Source organism: [Pseudopropionibacterium] massiliense, assembly GCF_900607225.1.
GTDB lineage: Bacteria > Actinomycetota > Actinomycetes > Propionibacteriales > Propionibacteriaceae > Arachnia > Arachnia massiliensis.
On sequence record NZ_LR027842.1, the window covers coordinates 684,569 to 706,438 of the forward strand.

Below are 21,870 nucleotides of genomic sequence, written 5' to 3' on the forward strand. Positions count from 1 at the left end.
GTGTTCCTTTCGGTGGATCAGCGATGTCAGAGCCTGTTGAGGATCTGGTTCAAGGCCTCGGTGGTATGGAGGACGAACATGTGTTCCTCCCGCTCCAACACGTGGGTTTTCACAGGAGAGGCAAAGTATTTCTGCCAGGCCGCAGGGGTGCCCTCCGGAATCTGGGGGTCCCGTCCACCGAACACGAGGCGGGCGCGTATCGGTAGATTTTCCCTGGGGGTTGTTCTCATTTCCTCGAGAACCTTGTAATCGGCTCGGAAGGCGGGCACGAACAGATCCATCAGGGACTTGTCCTTGACCACTTCATCGGGAATGGCTCCGAAGGATGCGAGATGGAGCACGAGATCGGTGTCGGCCAGGTCGGCCTTGCCCGCCACCGGAAGTTGATGCGGGGCGCAGGAACCCGACAGCACCAGATCCGATGGCATGCGGTCCGCGAACGCCGCAAGACGGTGCATACAGGCCAGGAGATGGTAGGCGACCACGCTGCCCATGCTGTGACCGAAGAACACCGCATCCGGCTTCAGGACGTCGCGCAGCGCGCCCAGGTAGTGGGTCCGCAGACTGGCCAGATCGGTCAGCGGCGGCACCGGGCTGGGTCCGTGCCCCGGTGGGTTCGCGGTCCAGACGTCCCAGTCGCCATCCAGATCGGAGATGAGACGGTTGTAGGAGGCCCCGAAACCACCAAGAAACGGGAACATGATGAGTTGACGCCCGGTCTCGGAACGACGCAGGTTCCAGAAGGTGCTGTCCATCACAGCGCTCCTTCGGTGGCGAGGTTCCGTGCCGCCGGTGTGTAGCCGGTGGCTGTTTCGCAACTCCTGTTGCCCCTGCCCGGGAGGACCGCCCCCTCGCGGAGGGTGTAATCCTGCTCAAGGTATTCGGGGAACGTGTGAGGAGCCGCCATGTTCCCGCGGGCCTGGTGAAACAGCACCAGATACAGAATGCCGGTCAGGGCCAGCAGCAGGGTGATCTGCACGAGCTGGGTTGCGGCTGCGAAGTAGTACGTGCGCCACAGGCTGCCGGAGGCCGAGACCCAGAAGGGAATCAGGAAGAACAGCATGTTTCCTTTCATGCGGGAGAGCAGAAGGCTCATGGCCACGCCGAGAATGACCAGCTGCAGGGCGTAGAGGGGCCACGCTATGGCCAAGTTGAATGACGAGAACAGATTGCCGGGGGCGACGAACACGGCGACTCCTCCACCCGTTGCGATGCCCGACCACAGATGGCTTCCCGTGAGGCGGTGCATGAGGGGAAGGAAGACCCCGAACCAACCGATGCCGATGGCCACCATGCCGACCTCACCCCAGAGCAGGGAGATGAAGCTGGTCAGCATGTCCAGCGGCGGCATCGGATCAGGGGGAACGGGGATCCCCGCGGCAACGCATCCGAGCCGGACGGCGAAGACGTAGGCCAGCATGACGGCGATCAGGATGGGCAACCACAGCAGGTCACGGCGACGCGGAACGAGAGTTCGCAGGAAATTGGCCACGCCGCGAGCTCCGTCGTAGGCGAGCAGGATGCCGAGAGCCGCGAGCGCAGGGGAGTGCAGGACGAGCATCACGACGGGGTTGGTCAGAACCAGCGGCCCCAGGACGGCCGCGGCGAATTCATGGTTGAGCAGGTAGAACAGGCACAATCCCCACACGGCGCCGATCGTGAGCGCCAGGAAAACCGCCACGTAGGACGTGCAAGGGCGCCGGGACAACCGTGGTGAGGGCGTGGATGGCGTGGACATGGGAACTCCTCGATCAGTAGATCTCGTCGATGGTGGCCTTCGCCTCGCGCAGGGCGAGGGGAGCGCGGCGTGCGAAGTACTCGAGGTCCGCATCGCTCAGCCGGATGTTGGGGTAGAGACGGGAGATGCTGGAGACCAGCACGCCGTGACGCTGCAGCGCGGTGGCGACGATGATGTCCTTCGCCATCACCTCGAAGTCGTACTCGGCAGGGTGCTGCAGAGGTCTCGGCGCGCAGTGGAAGGAAGCGAGTCCGGCCGGTCCCTGCACGATGAGCGGCAGGCCGGCTGTTTCGGCGGAATCGATCAGGATCCTGTGCAGGATCTCGGTGCGTTCGTGCATGCTGCGCAGGGCCTCGCCATCGTTGCGGGACAGGATCTCGAACGTTGCGTGCACCGCGGCGCTGCCCAGGGGATAGCCGTTGTAGGTGCCGGCGTGGATGACCTTCTTGTTCTCCAGCAAGGACATGATCTCGCGTCGCCCGGTGATTGCGGAGACGGGAACACCACCCCCGGCGATGGCCTTCCCGAAGGTTGCCAGATCCGGGGTCACACCGTAGCGGGCCTGTGCGCCGCCCACGCCGAGTCGCATTCCCGTGATCATCTCGTCGAAGATCAACACGACGCCGTGTTCGGTGCACAGTTTTCGCAGCAGTTCGAGGAAACCGGGCGCGGGCTCGATGGAGCCACCATTGACGCACACGGGCTCGGTGAGCACGCAGGCCAGCATGTGGCCGTGCTCGTCGAAGAACTGCTGGAGACGTTCGGCGTCGTTCCACGGCAGCAGGAAGGACTGGTCGGCCATGATGTCCTTCGCTCGTCCCGCGGTGCCCTTGTAGTCGCCGCGGAATTCCACGGGAACCGGATGCCCGGGGTCGACCACATGGCCACCCATGATGTTGTCGGCATTGCCGTGATAGTGGTTCTCGAACCGTAGGAAGCGATTGCGTCCCGTGTGGGCCCGCGCCAGTCGCAACGCGGTCTGGAGGATCTCGGTGCCGGACAGCCCGAAACGGATCATCTCCGCCGAGGGAATGTGGGCGTGCATGATCTCCAGTGCGTCGGCGTCGAAGTCGCAGTGACTCACGCAGAGCACGCGCTGCATGGCCTCGGTGAGAGCATCCAGGTACTCGGGGTTCTGGTGCCCCAGGATCATGGCGCCGAAACGCGCATAGAGGTCGAGGTATTCATTGCCGTCCATGTCGGTGAGTCGGCTTCCGTCACCTCCGACGAAATGTATGGGAATCTCCTCCCAGGGCATGTTGAAGTTGTAGTGGACCCCTCCGGGAAGGAGGCGTTTCAGTCTTTCGTGGTAGGCCAAGTTTTTCGTTGACCTGATCGTCGCCGGCTGGATTGTTGCGGTCATGGGTTGTCCTTTCCTTTTCACCGCGGTTCAGGCGAACTCTTCGGCCAAGTAGGTGCTGATGTCGTCGACGGTGTTGAACTCGAACAGAGCAACTGGGTTGATGTTGACGGACAGTTCCTTGCGGAGATGATTGATGATCTTGAGTGCCTGCACCGAGGACACTCCCATCCGTGTGAAACTGGCGTACTCGTCGACATCCGTGGAAGCGACCTTGAGCTCGGATGCGATCTCGTTGATCAACACGGTCTTGATGGTTTCCTTGTTCATGATGGTTCTCCTTGTTGGTGTGCTGGAATCCAGTGCGCGGTGTGCGCAAAGGGGTAGGGGCTGAGGGTGAGAAGAGTTCCTTGGCCGTCGGGGAAGAAAACTTCCCAGTCGAGCAGGCAGCCGTTCAGGAACAACTGGGTAGCTATTTCCATGTCCGGCAGGTCAGGGTCGAGAGCGAGGAGGTCTTTCTCTTCGGACTCTCCGATGACGACCGCGAGATCGGTGCGGCGGGCGGCGGCGGAGGAGACGATCACCCGTCCGGTGAACACCCGACGGAAGAAGTCCTCCCGCGCCAGGGTTTCCGGTGTGGGTCGTAGCAGCAGCTTCCGGACAGTGGCCCGGGGCCTGCTGGTCGTGACCCGGACGTCCTGCGGATCGGTCGGGTCCCAGCGCAGTGCGGCGCGCCATTCATGGGCTGGCCGGAACCGGCTGAACGTCATGGCGAGGTTGTAGGGATCGGCCCCGGATGCGAGCAGGCGATGTGCCTCGGCGGTGCGTTCCTCGAGGGCGGCCGGGGTGGTCGCGGAAAGGCAGAGCACGGGATGTTTCAGCGCGGTGCCGTGGCGTGGGGTGGTTCCTTCGGCCACCACCAGGTGCACGTTGGTGCCGCCCAGTCCCAGCGACGTGATTGCCCCAACCCTCGGTTGGTCATCAATCCGGTCCCACGACCGCAACTCGGTCACCACCTCGAAGGGGGTCTCCTCCAGCTGGAGCAACGGGTTGATGGTGCGCAGGTTGAGGTTGGGAACCATCCGGCCGTGCTGAAGGCTGAGAAGCAGTTTTGCCAGGCCGACGCCGCCAGCGGCGGCCAGCAGGTGCCCGAAGTTCGATTTGACGGAGCCGATGCCCACCTTGCGATCGGTGAAATCCTCAATCCGGTAGACCTGCCCCAGCGCATTGACCTCGATGGGGTCGCCGATCCGGGTTCCCGTGCCATGGGCTTCGATGTAGCCGACGCGGGTGTGGTCCACGCCAGAGGCGTAGCAGTCCCGGATCACTCGGGCCTGACCACGTGGATTGGGCGCCATGATGTTGAGTGAAGCGCCATCGTTGTTGATGGCGTGGGCCAGGACTCGGCCGTAGACGTGGCGGTTCTTGCGGTGGGCGATGTCCTCCCGTTCCAGAACCACCACCACTGCGCCCTCCCCGATCAGGGTGCCGTTGGCCTCCGCGTCGAACACGCGTGTCACACCGGTGGGAGCGGTGATCCCACCCGCGTTGCACAACATGCTCGAGAAAGCAGAGCTGAGGATGTTGGCTCCCCCCACCACCGCGCCGTCACACTGCGAGTGCGCGATGGCCTCGAGCGCTTCCACCAACGCGCTCAGGAATGACGAGCAGGCCGTGTCCACGGACATGACCGGACCTGTGAAGTTGTGCTGGTGGGAAATCCGGGCCGCAACGGCGCTGTTGATGCTGTTCATGATCGTGCGCGGATGGACGCTGTCCTGGCCGTTGCGTGCCAGGTGTTGGCACACCAACGGGTAGTAGGCATTCGTCGCGAGTGCCATGTAGACCGCATAACGACGATCCGCGGGGCGATGAGGCTCCACGAGCCCCGCGTCGCAGACGGCGTCGTGGGCCACCTCCATCAGGATTCGCTGTTGCGGGTCCATGAACCTGGCTTCCTCGGCCTCGATCCCGAAGAACTCGGCGTCGAAGCGTTGGATGTCGTCCAGCTCGCCGACGGTGTCCGTCCAGTTCTGGTTCGATGCCAGGTCGCGTCGGTGCTGACTCACAGGGGCCGTCTTGTCCACCCCGTCGGCGAGGAGCTGCCAGAACTCGTCCTGGGTCTCGGCTCCGGGGAGACGGAGTGCCAGCCCGGTGATGGCGATCGCCGGTGCGCTGCTCATGCCGCACCGCCTACCACCAGCTGCGCGGAATCGGTGATCCACTGCACGTGCAACGCGTCGTCGTCGTACCAGAGGTTGACCTGGGCCGTGGCCAGCGTGGGGCCAGCGACATCCTCGGAGGGAAGATCGGCGGGGTCGATGCGGCCTTGGAAATTGACCAGGATGAAACCGAGCTTTCCGTCGTCGCCGCGGTATGTGGAGCGGAGCTGCTCCAGGAGCTCTTCGTCCCGACGCGTGGTGGTGAACAGCGCGTGCAGGTAGTGCAGGCCCTGGTTCTTCGCGTCCGCCAGTCGTGCGGTGATTGCAGGTTGGTCGTTCTCGCCGTTCAGCATGACCGGGACCGCATCCAGGAACTCCCCGACGCAGGACGAGTAGTTCGTGTCCTGCCATTGGCGACAGTCGGAGACCATTCCCACCGCGATCTCGGATTCGTTGCTGAGCTCGGCCAGTTGGGAATGGACCGAACGCAGGCCCAGATCGAGAGGGTTCTCGCCGTTCAAGGGCACTGACAGGCGACGCGGCAGGGGCCCGGAGGTGCGGAGCGCCCTGGTCACGGACTCGCTGGAGGCCAACCAGCGGGAGTAGTCGAAGCGTCGCAGCTCGTCCTCCCAGTCGTGATCCACGGCGAGATCGGTCAGGAAAGCGCTGTACCGCTGGGCCGGGGGAACCTCGTCCCCGAGGACACGGTGTTGCAACTCGTCGTGCAGCAGTTGTGCGCTGAAGCCGTCGAAAATGCTGTGGTGGAACGCCCAGATCAGGCGTGCCGAGTTCTCGGGTTCCAGGATGATTGCGCAGCGCCACAGCAGACCTGAGCCGAAAGGCGCGCTCGTGAGGTCCCTGGCCACGGCACTGGTGATGTCGATCACCTGGTCGGCCGGAATCCGGCTGAGGTCGTGAACCCGGATGAGCACGGGCAGATCAGCCACCGTTTCAGCGGAGATCACGTCGAAACCATCACCGGTGGAACGGGCCCGTAGCATCTCGTGGTCGGCCACGATGTCAGCCAGTGCTTCCAGGAGCGTGACGGCGTCCGTGTCGCCGATGGTGTGGACGAACCCGCCGGTCGACGCCCGTGAGGCGTGCAGGTGGCTCAGGACTCCCGCATCGAATCGGTAGCTCGGGGCGTCGCAGGCGAAGGCCTCGGCCAGATCACTGGCGTCCATGACGATGTCGGTTGCGAGCCGGTCCAGGTGCTGCTGGGTCAGTCGGCGAGTTGATTCGGCCGGGGCGACGGGAACCGTTGGGCTGGGGGACGAATCAGATGCCCTGAGGGCCTGGGTGAGCTGTGCCACCGAGGGGTAGCGGTAGATGTCGCTGACCTGGGCCTCGATGCCGGTCTCACGGAGTTTGCGTGTCAGGGCGATGGCCTGGATCGACTGGACACCGAGTGCGAAGAAATTGGCGGTGGCGGACAGCTCGGGCATGCCGAAGGTTGCCCTGGCCATGGCCAGGATGTCCTGGGAAACAGCCTCCGTTGCCACGTCCGGGGAGGGCTCTGTCGTCGTGGCGGGTTGCCCGGTCGCCTCGGGGATGGTGTCGCACAGGGCGAGCAGACGGTGACGGTCCACTTTGCCGTGGCCGGTCAGGGGGAACCCGGCCACTCGACGCAGCTGCTGGGGAACCATGTAGGAGGGCAGCGAGGCCAGCAGATGTGCGCGCAGATCGGAAGGATCGGCATCACCGGTGTAGAACCCGAGCAGGCGGCTGTCGTTCTCGCCCGTGCTGGTGTGGACGATGACGGCCTCGACCACTCCGGGATGGGCCTGGGCCACGATCTCGATCTCGGACAGTTCGATCCGATAGCCCGCGTGCTTGACCTGCCGGTCCACGCGATCCAGGTAGACCACCCTGTACTCGTCATCCAGGACCACCCGGTCCCCGGTACGGTAGATGCGCTTGCCCGGACACGCCGGGCATTCCGGGAACTTCTCGTCGGTCAGCTCCGGGCGTTGGTGGTAGCCCAGGGCCAGGCCGGCACCCGCGATGCACAGTTCACCCGGGACGCCGCGGGGCACATCCGTGCCGTCAGGATGCAGGATGAAAAGTTCCCGGTTGTTCGTGGGGAACCCGATCGGCATACGCGTGAATTCAGGACGTTCGTCCATGCGGAAGAAGGTGCTGACGATCGATGACTCCGTGGGGCCGTACAGGTTGAACAACCGGCCCGGGCCCATGACGTCGTAGGCGCGCTGGGCGGCCCATGGCTGCATGGCCTCGCCACCCACGAACAGGGCCGACATGTTCGCCACGGCCTCGGGGTTCTCGGCCATCAGCAGATGGAAGACGGCAGTGATGAGCAAACCCTTGGTGACCTTCTCCGAGGTCAGCAGATCGGCCAGCAGGTGCATGTCCATGTTGTGCTCGTGGCCGCCCATCACAATGGTCGCCCCGGACAGCAACGCGCTGTAGACGTCGAACATCGATGGGTCGAAGGTGTAGCTGGTCAGGTGCAGCACGCGATCACCCGGTCCGTAGTGCATGTATCCCGTGTCCGCGCAGGCGCTCAGCACGCCGCCGTGGGTGACGAGCACACCCTTGGGGCGTCCCGTGGTGCCGGAGGTGTAGATCATGATCAGTGGGCTGTCGGGAATCAGGCCGCCGGGCTGCTGGAAGTGACCGGAGAGAAGGTCCGGGCGATACGCCGTCACGTCCTCGGGAAGTATGTGGGACCGCGGGTCGCTGCACAGCACCGCCCGGGCCCGGGCATCCGACAGGGTCTGGTTGATCCGTTTTGCCGGTGCCCCGGGATCGAGGGGGAGCTCGACGGCCCCACACTTGGCCAGCGCGAGCCGGGACCAGACCTGCCAGGGACCGCGGTCGATGATGGTTCCCACCACAGTTCCCGGTTCGATCCCTTCCCGCTGCAACCCGCCGGCCAGGGCGTCGGTGATTTCGTCCACCTCGGCGTAGGTCCATTCCTCGCCTTCCCAACGCAGGGCCGGCAGCTTCGCGTGACGGGCGAACGACGTGCGCAGGGGCGTGTCCAGGGCCGTGGTGACGGGCGACCCGCTTCCCGTCATCGCCTCGCGCCGCCGGGCATGCTCCTCGGCGGACTCCAGCGGTGCGGAAGCCAGGCTGCGATCGGGATCCTCGGCCATCTCGACCAGGAGGCGGTCCAGGTGGCCGGCCATCGTGGCGATGGTGGCCCGGCGGAACAGTTCCGTCTGGTATTCGAGATCGATGCTGTAGTGGTCGGTGTGTTCCGCGATGCTGAAGGACAGGGGGTAGCGGCTGCGCAGTTCTCCCGGTGGCAGGGCCTCCAGCGTCAGCCCGTCGAGTTCGAGATCCTCGGTGCCCATGTTGACGAAGCTGATCAACACGTCGAACAGCGGTTGGGCCTGTTCACCGACGTGTGTTCCGCTGGCCGCGAGTACCTGCTCGAAGGGGGCGTTCTGGTGGGAGAGGACCTCGGCCGCGTGGTCGCGTGCGTTTCGCACGGCGTTGCGCACGCTCTGGCCGGGTGTGTCCTTCATGCACAGCGGCAGGGTGTTGACGAACATCCCGACGGTGTTCTCGGCGCCTGCCAGCGTCCGGCCGGCCAGCGCGGTCCCCAGCAGGAATTCCGACTGGCCGCTGAACAGACTCAACACCCTGGTCACCGCGGTCAGGAACACTGCATAGGGGGTGGCCCGGGAAACCGAGGCCAGACTGGCCAAGGAGTCCTTGCCCACGGCGCAGTTGATCGTCAGCCTGTCCCCGGAGAACGTGGGTTCTTCCGGAGGGGACTGGTCGTATGGCAGCTCGAGACGTGGCGGGGCCTCGGAGATCATGTCGGTGAAGAAGGCGACGTCCTTGGCGAAGGCGCCGGATGCCTCGAGTTCCGCCACGGCAGCCATGTACGTGGGATAGGGCAGCGGTTCAACGTCCAGCTCGCGACCCGCCCATGCCGCGGTGAGGTCCTTGCCGAGCACCGCCAACGAAGTCTGGTCGCCGACGATGTGATGCAGTTCGAGCCGCAGGTAGTGCTCGGTGTCGCTGACGGTCAGCACTTCCACGCGGAACAGCGACGCCCGGGTCAGGTCGAACGTCCTGGGCTCAGCGGCGAGCCGCCGCCTGGCCTCCTGCGCCGTCACACGTTCGTGTGTCACGACATCGGCGACCTCGGTGTGGATGTGCATCATGAGGTCGGTTCCCTCCAGGTGGAAGGAAGCACGCAGCTGATCGTGGCGGCTCACCAGCGCCGCACAGGCCCGCCGGAGCCTGTCGATGTCGAGGTGCCCCGTGATCTTGTGGTCGATGGCCATGTTGTAGGCGGTCGTGTCGTTTCGCATCGAGCAGAGCGCATAGATTCTGCGTTGGGCGGCGGATGCGGGGAACAGCCCGTGCACCGCTTCGACGGCGAATTCCGGGGTGTCACTCCTCACGACCGATCCGGCCAGCCGGGCCCGCAGCGCACCGAAGGTCGGGGCGGCGAAGACGTCGCGAATGCTCAGGGCCTGACCTGTGGCCTCCTTGATCAGGGAACACAGGTGTACGGCGGTCAGGGAGTCGCCTCCGCTGGTGAGGAAGTCATCCGTCTCCTCCGGTACGGTGCCGATGACCTTGGCCCAGGCAGCTTTCAAGGCATCTCCTGCGTCCTGCGGCTCAGCCGGGCCGGTGGGGGTGAGTACTGTCGCGGGGGTGGCTCCTGTCCGTTCCGTGGCTCCCGGCATGTGGTCGAGGCGTACATCCGATGGGAGGTGCTGCGGGACGAAGGCATAACCCGGAAGCGAAATCCTGCGACCCCCGGTGTGGAACCAGTTGCGATCGACATCGGCACCTCGAACCCAGAGGGATGCCAGCAGGGTGCGTAGAAGATCTCCGGTGATCGGGCCGGTCACCGTGGTGCCATCCGCGGCGGGTGGCAGAGCGGGAACCGGGATGTCACGGGAACGAAGCCGGGACAGTGCCTGGGAGGAATCAAGCATGCCGGTCGCGTGGGCGTGGGCCACACGCAGGAGCCGGTCCTGTCCGTGGCGGGCGGTCAGGCAATCAGGCCCCAGGGTGGACAGCAGCGCGGCACGCAGCACGAACTGGGCGATGCGATGGACGATCCCGTCCCCGGAGTGTCCTGTCAGCGCGTCCTGGACGGCGGCGCGGGCCTTCGCGTCGAATCGCGACAACCACAGCTCGACCTGTTCCTGGTAGGCGTCGACGAGGGCGTCCTCTGTCTCTGTGCCGCGGTGGTCCGCGACCACGAGGTGGATGTCATCCGAGGCCTCACCGAGCACGGCGGGGGAGCCCGCATCCATCCACGTCAGTGGGGCTCCGGGAGAAACGAGAGCCGCTGCCCGGGAATCGAATTCGCTGCGGCCGGTCGCGAGTGTGTACGCAACGTCCCTGATGGGGGCCCCTGAGCCGATCGCGTCCACCAGATCGGACTGCATCCGGCGCCGGGACTCCTCCGTGCGGGCGGAGACGCCGAGGATCACCGAGGAGGTCAGCGCGGTTTCCCCGTCATCGGTGGGTGGGGCCTGTTCCAGGATGATGTGTGCGTTGGTGCCTCCGATGCCGAAGGAACTGACCGCTGCCTTGCGCACCGTGCCCGCCACGGCCTGGCCGACGGGGACGTACAGCTGTCCGGTGGGGTCGATGGCCCGGTTGAGTTCAGTGAAATTGGCCAGCGGCGGGATCTGCTGCTGGTGGAGGACACCGACAGCGCCCAGGAAGCCGGCCACGCCTGCGGCGGCATCGAGATGGCCGATGTTCGCTTTCACCGCTCCCAGTGCGCACGGCGAGGATTGGCCGTAGACGTGGGACAGGGCCGTGTACTCGATCGGATCTCCCAGGGCCGTTCCGGTTCCGTGGGTCTCCACGAAGTCCACCTCGTCCGCGCTGATCCCCGCGTCGGCGAGTGCGCTTCGGATCACTCGTTCCTGACCCTGCACGCCGGGCGCGGTGTAACCGACCTTGGCGTCACCGTCATTGTTGATGGCTGAACCCGCGATGACGGCGTAGATGTGATCACCGTCGCTGAGCGCCCGGTCGAGCGGCTTGAGCAGTACCATGCCACAGCCCTGACCAGCCACGGTGCCTGAGGCGTCTGCGGAGAACGGACGACATGTGCCGTCGGGGCTGAGGATCATGCCGTCGTGCCACACGTACCCCTCGACGCGCGGGAAGTTCAGTGCCACCCCGCCGGCGAGTGCCATATCGGCCTCACCGCGACGCAGACACGAGACCGCTTCATGGATGGCCACCAGCGATGTGGAGCAGGCGGTCTGTACCGTGACCGCGGGACCCGTCAGGTCGAGTTTGTAGGCGACCTTGGTGGCCAGGAAGTCCTTTTCATTGCTGGTCATCGCCTCGAAGGCGGCCATCGGCCCGGAATGTTGTTGCAGCAAACCGGTGAGCCAGGCGAAATTGGTTCCGCTGCCTGCGAACAGTGCGACGTCACCGTGGAGCCGTCGGGGGTCGTAGCCGGCATCCTCCAGCGTGTGCCAGGCGGTTTCGTGAAGTAGCCGGAGCTGTGGATCCATCGTCTCGGCGTCGCGTCGCGAATAGGAGAAGAAGTCGAAATCGAAGGTGTCGGCCGCGATGTGGCCGCGGGCGGGAACATAGTCCGGATGATCGACGGTGGTCTGGTCGATGCCCGAGGCCAACAGCTCGTCCCGGGTGAAACGTCGGATGCTGACCACGCCGTTCGCGCGGTTGTTCCAGTGTTCCCTCACGGAGGGTGCGCCCGGGAAGGTTCCTGCGACCCCCACAACGGCGATGCGCCTGCTCACGGGCGGAGCGGATGTGTTGCGGTCCTCGAGGAACGTCGGGGCATCGGAGGTGTCCTGGTCCTCGACATCGCTCAGATCCTCCAGGGAGAAGGTCGGCTCCGTCCGTGGCCGTTCCGACGCCCCACCGTTACCGAGAATCGCTGCGAGCGTCCGCGGTGTGGGGTACTCGAACAACTGCACCAACGGGATCTCGCGGTCGAGAATCTCGTTGAGCCGGTTGTTGACCAGCATCAGTTTGAAGGAGCTGCCGCCGATGTCGAAGAAATTGTCGTCCGCGGTCACGCCGCGGCCGAGCACCTGGGTCCAGGCGCTCATGATGGCGTCCAGGACATCGGTTCCGGTGGGCGCTTTCGTCGCCGGGCGGGTGTCGGGGCGGAGGGTGCTGAGGGCCGAACGATCGATCTTGTTGTTGGGGAGACGGGGCATGTCGGATACCTGCTGGAAGTGCTGGGGGGTCATGTAGCGCGGGAGGGAGGTGGCGATCGCGGAACGGATCGCGATCACGGGGTCTTCGGCGGACTCGTCGGTGGTGAAGTAGCACACGATGTCACCGTCCTCGACGAGCGCGATCGCGTAGGTGATCCCGGGGGCGCGCATGGCGGCCTGTTCGATCTCGCCGAGTTCGATGCGATTGCCGTTGACCTTGACCTGGTGGTCGGTACGGCCCTTCAACACGATCTCGCCGTCGGGCAGGGCAACGCCCATGTCCCCGGTTCGGTACACCGGGAGATCCGGGAGCTCCGGGAGCGTGGTGAAGGCATGTCGCGTCTCGTCCGGACGGTTCACGTAGCCGGCGGCGAGCCCCTGCCCGGCGACGCACAGCTCGCCGGGGACGCCGGCGGGTTGCGCCATACCGGTTTCTCCCACCACCAGGACGTGGGAGCCGAAAATGGGCGAGCCGATCGTGACCGCGTCGCCGGGAGCGAGCTCCTTCACCGTGGTGGTGACGGTGGTCTCCGTCGGGCCGTACATGTTGAAGATCCGTGCATCGGCGTTGTCGTGCAGCAGCTCGGCCAGGTTCTCGGAGAAGTGCTCACCGCCACACACGATGACACGGAGGCGGGGGAGCTGGTCGCGGAACCGGCGGTTGCCGCACAACGCCGTCATCTTCGAGACGGGAACCTGGATGTGGGTCACCCGATGGGCGGCGATCCGCCGGGCGATGGCGGAGGCGTCCTTCTGGTCCTCGGAGGGGCACAGGTGGACGGTGGCGCCGGCTGCCAGGGGAATCAGGCTTTCGAAGGCGAAGATGTCGAAGGTGGGATCGGCCAGGCTGATGATGACGTCACCCGGTGCGAAGATGTTCCGTCGCAGGTGATCCTGGAACAGGTTCGCCAGTCCGCGATGTTTCACGGCTATGCCTTTCGGGCGTCCCGTGGAGCCGGAGGTGTAGACGACGTAGACGGGGCTGTCCGCCGATACCTCGGGGCCATTGAAGTGCTTCGTTCCTGCCTGGGTGCACGTGGCCAGATCGATCACGGTGGGGATTGTTGCGGTACTGGTGAACCCGGCCGGGGCGAGGGCCACGCGGGGCCGGGCGTCATCGAGGATGCTGGCGTGACGATCGACGGGCTGGGTGGGGTCCAGCGGAACATAGGCCCCTCCGGCCTTGCAGATGGCGAGTTGCGCGATGAGCAGGGAAGCATCGCGCACCGTGACCAGGGCCACGGGATCGCCGGTTCTCACCCCTGCTTCCAGAAGACGGGTGGCCACGGCGTTGGCGTGGGCATCGAGCTGGGCGAAGCTGTAGGACCGGCCGGTGCCGTCGATCACGGCAGTGGCCCGGGGACGTTCAACGGCCTGCCGGGCCACCAGGTCGTGAATGGCTGTGAAGGGGGCGCCGATGATCCGGGACAACCAGGCGTCGTGATCGGCCCCGGTGTAGATGCTGATGGTACCGATGGGTGCGGTGGAGTCAGCGCAGACGTGTTCCAGGAAGGCGTCGAGATGGTGTGCCAGACCCGTGATGGTGCTGGCGTCGAACAGGTCGGAGGAGTAGTCCAGCAGGAACTGGATGCCGTCGGCGGTCTCGGTTGCCGTGATGACCAGGTCCATACCCACTGCGAGGGGATCGGTTTCGATCTGCTGGCCTTTCAGGCCGCCGATGCGGAGCTGGTGGTGTTCCATGTTGTGGTAGTCGAAGGACACGTCGAACAGGGGGTGGCGTCCTGCCGTTCTCGGCTGGCCGAGTTTCTCCACGATCCGGTCGAAGGGCACGTCCTGGGCGGACAGGGCATCCAGCACGGTGGTGCGGGTGCCTGCCAGGTAGTCGTCGAAACTCGTGTCGGAACGCGGTTTCAGACGAATGGGAAGCATGTTGACGAACATGCCGATCATTTCCCGGGTCTCGGTCAGTGTGCGCCCGCTGACCGGGGTGCCGATCACCAGGTCCTCGGTCCCGTTGTAGCGGGACAGAACTGCGCCCCAGGCCGCCAGCAGCACCATGGAGAGGGTGGCCTGACGGGCCTCGGCGAGTTCGGTCAGTTCCGCGGTTCGTTCGGAACTGAGCGTCCAGGCGACGCGACCCGCAGCGGATGCACGTTCTGCCCGGGGACGGTCGGGAGGGAGCACGTCTGCGGTGGGCGGATCGGTCAGCTGTGTGAGCAGGGCGTTCTCCGCCTCCGCGAGATTCTCATCCTGTCCCGCGGCTCGAACGTGGTGGACGTAGTCGGTGTACTGGTGGGTCAGTGGTGCCAGTTCCATGTCGTACAACTCGCCGAAGTCGCGTGCGAGGATTTCTGCCGAGGTGGCATCACCGATGATGTGGTGAAGGTCGAACAGCAGCAGACTCGTGTCCGTGTCCTCGACGATCTCCATGCGGAACAGGGGACCCGTCTCAAGGTTGAACGGGCGGACGAACCGGGCCAGGTGCTCCCCGGCCGATTCGGGGGTGGCGTGGCCGTGGATGAAGTTCAGTGGAAGATCGTTCCGATCGATGCGGGTCAGGCCTTGGCGGATCTCGCCGTCCCGTGTCGTGAACGTGGTGCGCAGCGGCTCGTGGCGTTCCACCAGCCGTGCCAGCGCGGAACGCAACCGGTCGCGATCCAGGAGGCCGTTCAGCCAAGTGGCCGATGCCATGTTGTAGGTGAGGGATCCCGGGTCGAGCCGGGCGGCCAGGTACATGCGTTCCTGTGCGGGGCTGAGGGGATGATCGGCCGCCTCGGGTGCCTTGGCCATGTGGGTGACGGCGGTTTCCGTGAGAAGACGTGCCTCGAGGGCCGCCGGGGTGGGGGCAGCGAACACGTCTGCCACGGTGGCGTCCACGCCGAGCAGGGCCTTGAGCTGGGCTGTCAGACCGGTTGCCTTGAGGGAATCGCCGCCGAGGGTGAAGAAGTTGTCGTCGGCCGACACGTCGGCGTGGCCCAACACCTGACGGAAGGCATCCCGGAACGCGTCGAGTCGGGTGGCGTGGACGGGCTTCGGTGTTTCCCGGACCGGCGCGGCGACGGGCGTGGCGGTGACGGAACCACCGGGAACGGGGTGTGGATGGGCGTCAAAGCTGTATCCGGGCAGCGACCTGCGACGGCCGGTGTCGTGCTCGGACCAGTCCAGGGGCAGACCCGCGATCCACAGGTCGCCCAGCGCAGCCAGCAGATGGGCCTCGTCGGCCACGTCGGTGGCAGCATGACGCAGCAGACCCACCACCTGCTGATCGGCGCCACCGACGTGGGTGACGAAGGTGGCCAGGCTGTTGCCCGGGCCGGTTTCGATCCCCAGCAGCGGCCCGTCGGCCAGCAGCGTGGTGAGGCCGTCGGTGAAGCGCACCGTACCCGTGATGTGGTCGCCCCAGTAGCCGGGATCGGTCATGTCACCGGGACGCACGAGCTGTCCGGAACGGTTCGAGATGATCGGGAGCCGGGGGTCCCGTGAGGTCACCTTCGCCACCGCAGCGGTGAAAGCGGTGGCCGCAGCATCCATCATCGGGGTGTGGAAGGCCTGGGACGTGTGCAGCCGGGTGCCGATGATGTCCGCGGCGTCCAGCTTCGCCAGCACGGGGTCAACGGCGTGTGGCGCCATGCCGACAACGGAACGTTCGGGCGAGTTGTCGAGACAGACCCAGACGTCCGGTGTTCCGGCGATCACCTCGGCGACACGTGCCGCAGGGGCAAGCGTGGCAATCATGATCCCGGGAGGTTGGGACTGCATGAGAAGGCCGCGTTCGCGTACCAGGAGGGCCGCGTCCTCCGGGCTCCACACCCCGGCCAGGGCGGCTGCGGTCAGTTCGCCGACGCTGTGCCCGAGGAGAACATCGGGGACGATCCCGAAGGATTCGAGGACCTTCGCCAGCGCGAACTGGGTACTGAACAGAGCGAACTGCGACCATTCGGTGCGATGGATACGGCCGTCATCGGAGCCCGCATAGAGCACGTCGCGGAAGTCGCGGGCATCGTCCCGGGGCAGCATGTCGATCAGATCGTCCATCCAGCCACGGAACATCTCCCCGATGGAGCTGTCACTGGTGTAGAGACCGTGGCCCATCCGGTGGTACTGGTTGCCCTGACCGGAGAGGAGAAGGGCGAGCCGGGGCCGTGACGCTCCGGCGGGCAGTTCACCGTGACGCAGACGTTCGATCCACGCATCGGTGTCGCGGGGCTCATCAGGGGAGACCACCAAGGTGCCGCGGTAGGGCAGTTCGGCGCGCGAACGAAGGGTGACGGCGGCGTCGGCAAGTTTCACCGAATCGTCAGCTGCCACGTGGTCCACGATGCGTTCGGCCGTACGGATCATGGCCTCCCGGCTGGCCCCGGAGAACTGGAGCAACGCGTGTGGCTGGTCGTCCGTCTCCGGGAGGACGGGTGCCTCGTCGAGAATCATGTGCACGTTCGTGCCTCCTACTCCGAAGGAATTGATGCCTGCACGGATCTGGTCGCCATCCAGGGAACGGTTCGTCGACGACACCTCGAAGGGTGTGGCCCCGAAGTCGATGTGAGGGTTGGGGCGGGAGAAGTTGAGGGTGCCCGGGAACAACCGGTGCTTGAGGCTGAGCGCCACCTTGCTCAGCCCGACAGCACCTGCGGCGGAGTCCGTGTGCCCGATGTTGCCCTTGACCGAGCCGAGCAGGCAGCTCCCCGGCGGTGCTGTCGAGAAGGCCCGTGCCAACGAGGCCACCTCGATGGGGTCACCCAGCAGCGTCCCGGTCCCGTGGGCCTCGACGAAACTCACCGTGGCGGGATCGATGCCCGCAGTGCGGTAGGCGGCGGAGATGGTTTCGTACTGCCCGTCCTCGCTGGGGGCGGTGTAGGACTGTTTGCGCCGGCCGTCATTGCCGCTCGCAGACCCCTTGATGACGGCGTAGACGGGGTCGCCGTCGCGTCGAGCGCTCGTCAACGGTTTGAGCACCAGAAGGGCGGCGCCGTTGGAGAACACCGTGCCGCTTGCGTCGGCGTCGAACGGTCGGCAGTGGCCGTCGCGCGACAGCATCATCCCGTCACTCCACTGGTAGCCACCTCCGTTGGGCAGTTCCACGGTGACGCCACCGGCCACGGCCAGTTCGCACTCCCCGGACCGCAGCGCCTGAACCGCCAGGTGAACCGTCAGCAGCGACGAGGAGCAGCCGGACAGGGCGGACAGCGAGGGGCCGGTGAGGTCGAAGTGGTAGGACAACCGGGTGCTGAGGAAATGGTTGGTGGCCAGGGTGAAGTTCTGATATGCATCCCCGAACGATGTGGGATTCATGAGGGTGCGTCGATACCATTCGAAATCGTCGCTGCCCGCCGCGAAGACCCCCACTCGGCCCGGCAGTTTTCGGGGATCGTAACCGGCGTCCTCGCAGGCCAACCAGAAACACTTGTACAGCAGACGCAGTTGGGGGGACGTGACGTCCACCTCCGCCGGCGCGATCTGGAACAGACGGTCGTCGAACTCGTCGATTCCCTCGACGCGGCCGGAGGCCTTGACGTAGGTGGGATCGCGCAGCTGGTTCTCGGACACTCCGAGGCGACGCAGTTCGTCGTCGTCATGGAAGGTGATGGTTTCCTCACCGGCGACCAGAAGATTCCAGAAATCGTGCACGTCCTCGGCCTTCTGCACCTGCACACCGATCCCGATGATGGCGATGTCGTCGCCGAGGGGCTGGGTGGTCTCGGTGGATTCTTCGGGAGAATCTCCCCGGGGCTTCAGCAGCTCGGTCTGGGTCGCGATGGTGGGGTGGCTGAGCAGGTCGGTGATGCCGATCTGGGTCCCGAAGGTTTCCTGGAGTCGTAGTTGCAACCGCATCAGGCTCAGTGACGTGCCTCCGGCCTCGAAGAACGTGCGGTGGTGGTCGGTGACGGGGCGTCCGAGCACGTCCTGCCACAGGTCCGCGAGCCGGGCGGCAACCGTGGTGGTGACGGAAGCATCTGTGTGGTCATTCTGCTGATCGAGCAGTGTGCGCAGGGCGGCGCGATCCAGCTTCCCGGCGGCGGATGTCGGCAGGGCATCGACCTGCATGAGCACCGATGGGATGAACTGGGAGATCAGCACCTTGCCCAGGGAAGCGCGAATCCGGTCCGCCGGGATTGGGGATTCGGACGCGTAGAAGCCTGCGAGTCGCGGTTCCGCCGCCGAATCATCGACCAGGACCGCGGCCTCGACGACCCCGTCGATGCGATGCAGGGCCTGCTCGATCTCGCCGAGCTCCACGCGGAGACCCCCGACCTTGACCTGGCGGTCGATGCGGCGCGAGAACGCGAAACGACCGTCGGGACGCAGGAAACCCAGATCGCCGGTGCGGTACATGCGTCGCATGTGCTCGGGATCGATGTCAGCGTCGAAGAAGGGATTGTCCACGAATTGCCGGGCAGTGAGTTCCTCGCGGTTCAGGTAACCCACACCGACACCCGCCCCTGCGATGCAGACCTCACCGGGCAGGTCGGTGCCGCACGGCTCGCCCCGGCGATTCAGGACGTAGATCCGATAATCGTTCAGGGGGGTGCCGATGGGAACGTTCGCCACCGAGTCCTCGGGGTGGATACGCGTGTGGGTGGCCCACATCGTGGCCTCGGTGGGGCCGTAGACGTTTTCCAGGGTGCACGGGAGTCCCAGGGCGTGGAAACGTTCGATGATGTCCGGGGTCAGTGCTTCTCCGCCAGAGAACAGATGGGTCAGGCCATCGAGATCGTGACGCCGACCGGTGCTCTCGATGGTCGCGAGCAGGACGCGCAGCATGGTGGGGGACGAATTCAGGTGGGTCACGCCGTAGGTGCGGACAGCCCTTGCCAAGGCCTGGGGGTCACCCTCCTGGCCGACGGGGAGAATGGCCAGACGCCCGTCACCGACGAGCCAGCCATAGAGCTCGGTTCCGAAGATGTCGAAGGTGAACGAGGTCTTGAGCAGGAACACGTCGTCGCGTCCCAGGGGGAATCGTCGTTCCAGGTCCAGCGCCGTGTTCTGAACGTTCGCATGTGTGATCGCCACGCCCTTGGGGCGGCCGGTGGAACCGGATGTGTACTCGATGTAGAGCAGGTCCTCGGGTGCCCTGTCGACGGGGGCCGGGATTTCGGCGATGGTGTCGCGGTGATCGCCGGTCAGTGCGACGATGTCGTCACAGGTGTCCAGGTCGAGTCGCGTCACATGGTCCGGAAGCTCCAGGTCCAGGTCCGAGAAGGTGATGACGGCTGCCGCATCGGCGTCGCTCAGCATGTCCAGGATGCGAGCGGCAGGCATGTGCTCGGACAGGGGAACGTACGGATGTCCAGACAACACCGTTCCCAGTACGGCCGCGAGCAGGGTTGCCCCGCGCGGCAGAAGCACGGCGACAGGACGCTTGTCCGAGCCGATGGCATCGAGGACGTGACGCTGTACCAGTACGGCCGCGTCATGGGCCCAGGCATTCGTGTACCCACGGGTCTCGTCGAGCCACGTCTCGCGTGCCGGATCGGCACTCGTGCGGTCGAGGAAGAGGGTCCCCAGATCGGTCGGGTCCCAGTCGAAGTAGTGGGTTTCGCGTGAGGCGGCCAGCAGGTCGCTGCGTTCGGACGCGGACATGGGCTGCAGCTCCGTCACGGGCGCGTCGAGGTGTGTGGGGATCTGCCGGACCAGGGCCAGGAAGCGTTCGGCGAACCGTGTCGCACGCTCGGTGGTGAGCGCGGATTCCTTGTACCAGATCACGATGTCGGTGTTGCTGCCGAGCTGTTCGATGGTCACGGTGAGCCGGCCGGGGAAGTGAACCTCGCCGGGATGTGTGGCCGCGAGGACGCCCTCGGGTAGCTCGGGGTAGGCGTCGTGGATGAAGGTGATGTCGAACAGGCCTGCGCTCGACAGCCCCGACAGTTTGCGGGCGACCGGGAAGTCGAGGTTTCGCCACAGGCCCATCACCTCGGAACGCGTACGCTTCAGCAGGTCGCGGACCCTCAGACCGGGTGAGACATCAACCAGTACCGGGAGTGTTCGGATGAAACAACCAATGCTGTTCTCCATCTCCAGGTGAGGGCGATCCATGAAGGGACTTGCGAAGGAGACCTGGTCCTCACCGGCGTAGTGTGCGAGCAGTGTCCCGAAGGCCGCCAGATACACGGTGAACTCGGAAACCTCGGCCTCCTGCGCGGTTTCGCGGACGGCTTCGGCGGTGTCGTGGGGCACGGTCAGGCGGAACTCCCGGGCCGCATCCTCGTGTGGGGAGGCAAGCAACCAGTGATCGAGTTGCGGGACCCGGTGGCGGGGTAGGTTCTCGGACCAGAAACTCTCGCGCCGGGCCAGTGCCTCGGGCGATGGGTGGCTGAGCTGACCGTTCTGATAGGTGAACAGCCCTTGGTCGGTGTGTGATGCGGTGATCTCCCGGGTTCCCCGGGCCATGTCGATGATGCGGTCGGTGAGGATGCTCACCGACCGTCCGTCGGCGATGAGGTGGTGGCACACGACCAGCAGACGGTCTCCGTCGGACAGACGAGCTGCCACCACTCGGAACAGGGGGGCGGTGTTCAGCTGGAAAGGTGTGTTCCGGGCCGTGTGGAAGATCTTGTCCAGCTTCTCCTCCGCACCTGTCAGGTCGTGGTGACGCACAGGTGCCTCGACCGATTCGGCGATCATGTACACGGGCCCGGATTCGTTTCTGGTCACTGACGCGCGCAATGCCGGTTGCTCCGCCATGACTGCGCTGACCGCCTGGGTCAGACGTGAACGGGAAAGATGCTCCGTGCGCAGCTCAATCGCGATGTGGTAGTCGGCGGACTGCCGAAGCTGGCTGTCGAAATACATGCCTTGCTGGGCAGGGGACATGGGAAGGGTGGGTTCGGTCATGGGAGAAAGGCTCCTAAAACGGCGTCTGCGACATTCAATGACTAAATCGCTGGGTGTGTGTTTGATCGAAGGATGAGGTATGGCGCTGTGACCAGACCGAGGAAACCATCAAACAATTTGTATTGTGATCGATTTTCAGGTGCGGCAATTACGGATGAGGCGTTGCCTGACAACTTCTCGAGCGTGTGAAGGCTTCCGTCGCCAGATATACGGTCGAGAGGGGAGTGTTCCTGTCCGATCGACTTCTGAACGGCAAATTTTTTCTTTTCCTGTCGAGGAGTTGATCCGGCAGGAGAGTGGGTGTCACTCGGGTTTGCGCATGACTCGCTCGAGGTGTGTCGGGTTGTCTTCCGGGTTCATTTGAATTTGTATTTCTTGACCATGAGATTACGGAGCTGTCCGAGCGGCGTCAAAGCAAATACCCCGAAAGTTGACGGCCTCATGTGTGATGGTGAGGAGCGCATGCGGCGGGCGGGTGGGGCATCTCGGGGACGAGCCGGTGGTTGATGGTGCGCGAGGTCGTGGTGGAACAGGGCGTGAAGCAGGGTGGTAGGGGTGGCTCCCCGGGGGAGTGATCGTGTCCTGGGCGGTTACCTGACGCGGATGGTCAGACGTTTCGCCCGGTTCCGCTCGACAGGGGAAGAGAAATTGAAAATGCGATCATTGAGGCTTGTTCGCAGCCCCGCCGAAGCTGGTTGAGTCGGACCGCGACGAAGGAGCGGTCCA

Annotated in this window: 6 protein-coding genes; all 6 read right to left on the minus strand. The window is 65.1% G+C overall.

What is annotated here, in order from left to right; genetic code table 11:
- Positions 1–26: 26 nt before the first annotated feature.
- Genes E0E39_RS02855 through E0E39_RS02880 form a run of 6 tightly spaced genes read right to left on the minus strand, consistent with a single transcriptional unit; the run spans position 27 to position 21,144 of the window.
- Positions 27–755, minus strand: a complete 729-nt coding sequence (locus E0E39_RS02855) for a thioesterase II family protein (RefSeq protein ID WP_130873391.1) — start codon at positions 753–755, stop codon at positions 27–29.
- On the minus strand, positions 755–1,738 hold the full coding sequence (locus E0E39_RS02860; RefSeq protein WP_130873392.1) for a hypothetical protein: 984 nt from the start codon (positions 1,736–1,738) through the stop codon (positions 755–757). The genes E0E39_RS02855 and E0E39_RS02860 overlap by 1 nt, the downstream gene beginning before the upstream one ends.
- A gap of 13 nt (positions 1,739–1,751) precedes the next feature.
- Entirely contained in the window at positions 1,752–3,101 is a 1,350-nt protein-coding gene (locus E0E39_RS02865) for an aspartate aminotransferase family protein (protein ID WP_130873393.1), read from the minus strand.
- 27 nt (positions 3,102–3,128) lie between these two features.
- Positions 3,129–3,368 (minus strand): acyl carrier protein, encoded by a 240-nt coding sequence (locus tag E0E39_RS02870; RefSeq protein WP_130873394.1) that lies wholly within the window; start codon positions 3,366–3,368, stop codon positions 3,129–3,131.
- On the minus strand, positions 3,365–5,221 hold the full coding sequence (locus tag E0E39_RS02875) for a polyketide synthase (protein WP_165444613.1): 1,857 nt from the start codon (positions 5,219–5,221) through the stop codon (positions 3,365–3,367). Before E0E39_RS02875 ends, E0E39_RS02870 begins: the two co-directional genes overlap by 4 nt.
- Complete coding sequence (locus tag E0E39_RS02880) at positions 5,218–21,144, minus strand: non-ribosomal peptide synthetase/type I polyketide synthase (protein WP_130873396.1); 15,927 nt, start codon at positions 21,142–21,144, stop codon at positions 5,218–5,220. The genes E0E39_RS02875 and E0E39_RS02880 overlap by 4 nt, the downstream gene beginning before the upstream one ends.
- Between the last annotated feature and the right edge of the window lie 726 nt (positions 21,145–21,870).

Coding starts and splice junctions, on each gene's coding strand:
- E0E39_RS02860 (WP_130873392.1), bottom strand. CDS start 1,738: ATGTCCACGCCATCCACGCCCTCACCACGGTTGTCCCGGCGCCCTTGC.
- E0E39_RS02870 (WP_130873394.1), bottom strand. CDS start 3,368: ATGAACAAGGAAACCATCAAGACCGTGTTGATCAACGAGATCGCATCC.
- E0E39_RS02855 (WP_130873391.1), bottom strand. CDS start 755: ATGGACAGCACCTTCTGGAACCTGCGTCGTTCCGAGACCGGGCGTCAA.
- E0E39_RS02880 (WP_130873396.1), bottom strand. CDS start 21,144: ATGACCGAACCCACCCTTCCCATGTCCCCTGCCCAGCAAGGCATGTAT.
- E0E39_RS02875 (WP_165444613.1), bottom strand. CDS start 5,221: ATGAGCAGCGCACCGGCGATCGCCATCACCGGGCTGGCACTCCGTCTC.
- E0E39_RS02865 (WP_130873393.1), bottom strand. CDS start 3,101: ATGACCGCAACAATCCAGCCGGCGACGATCAGGTCAACGAAAAACTTG.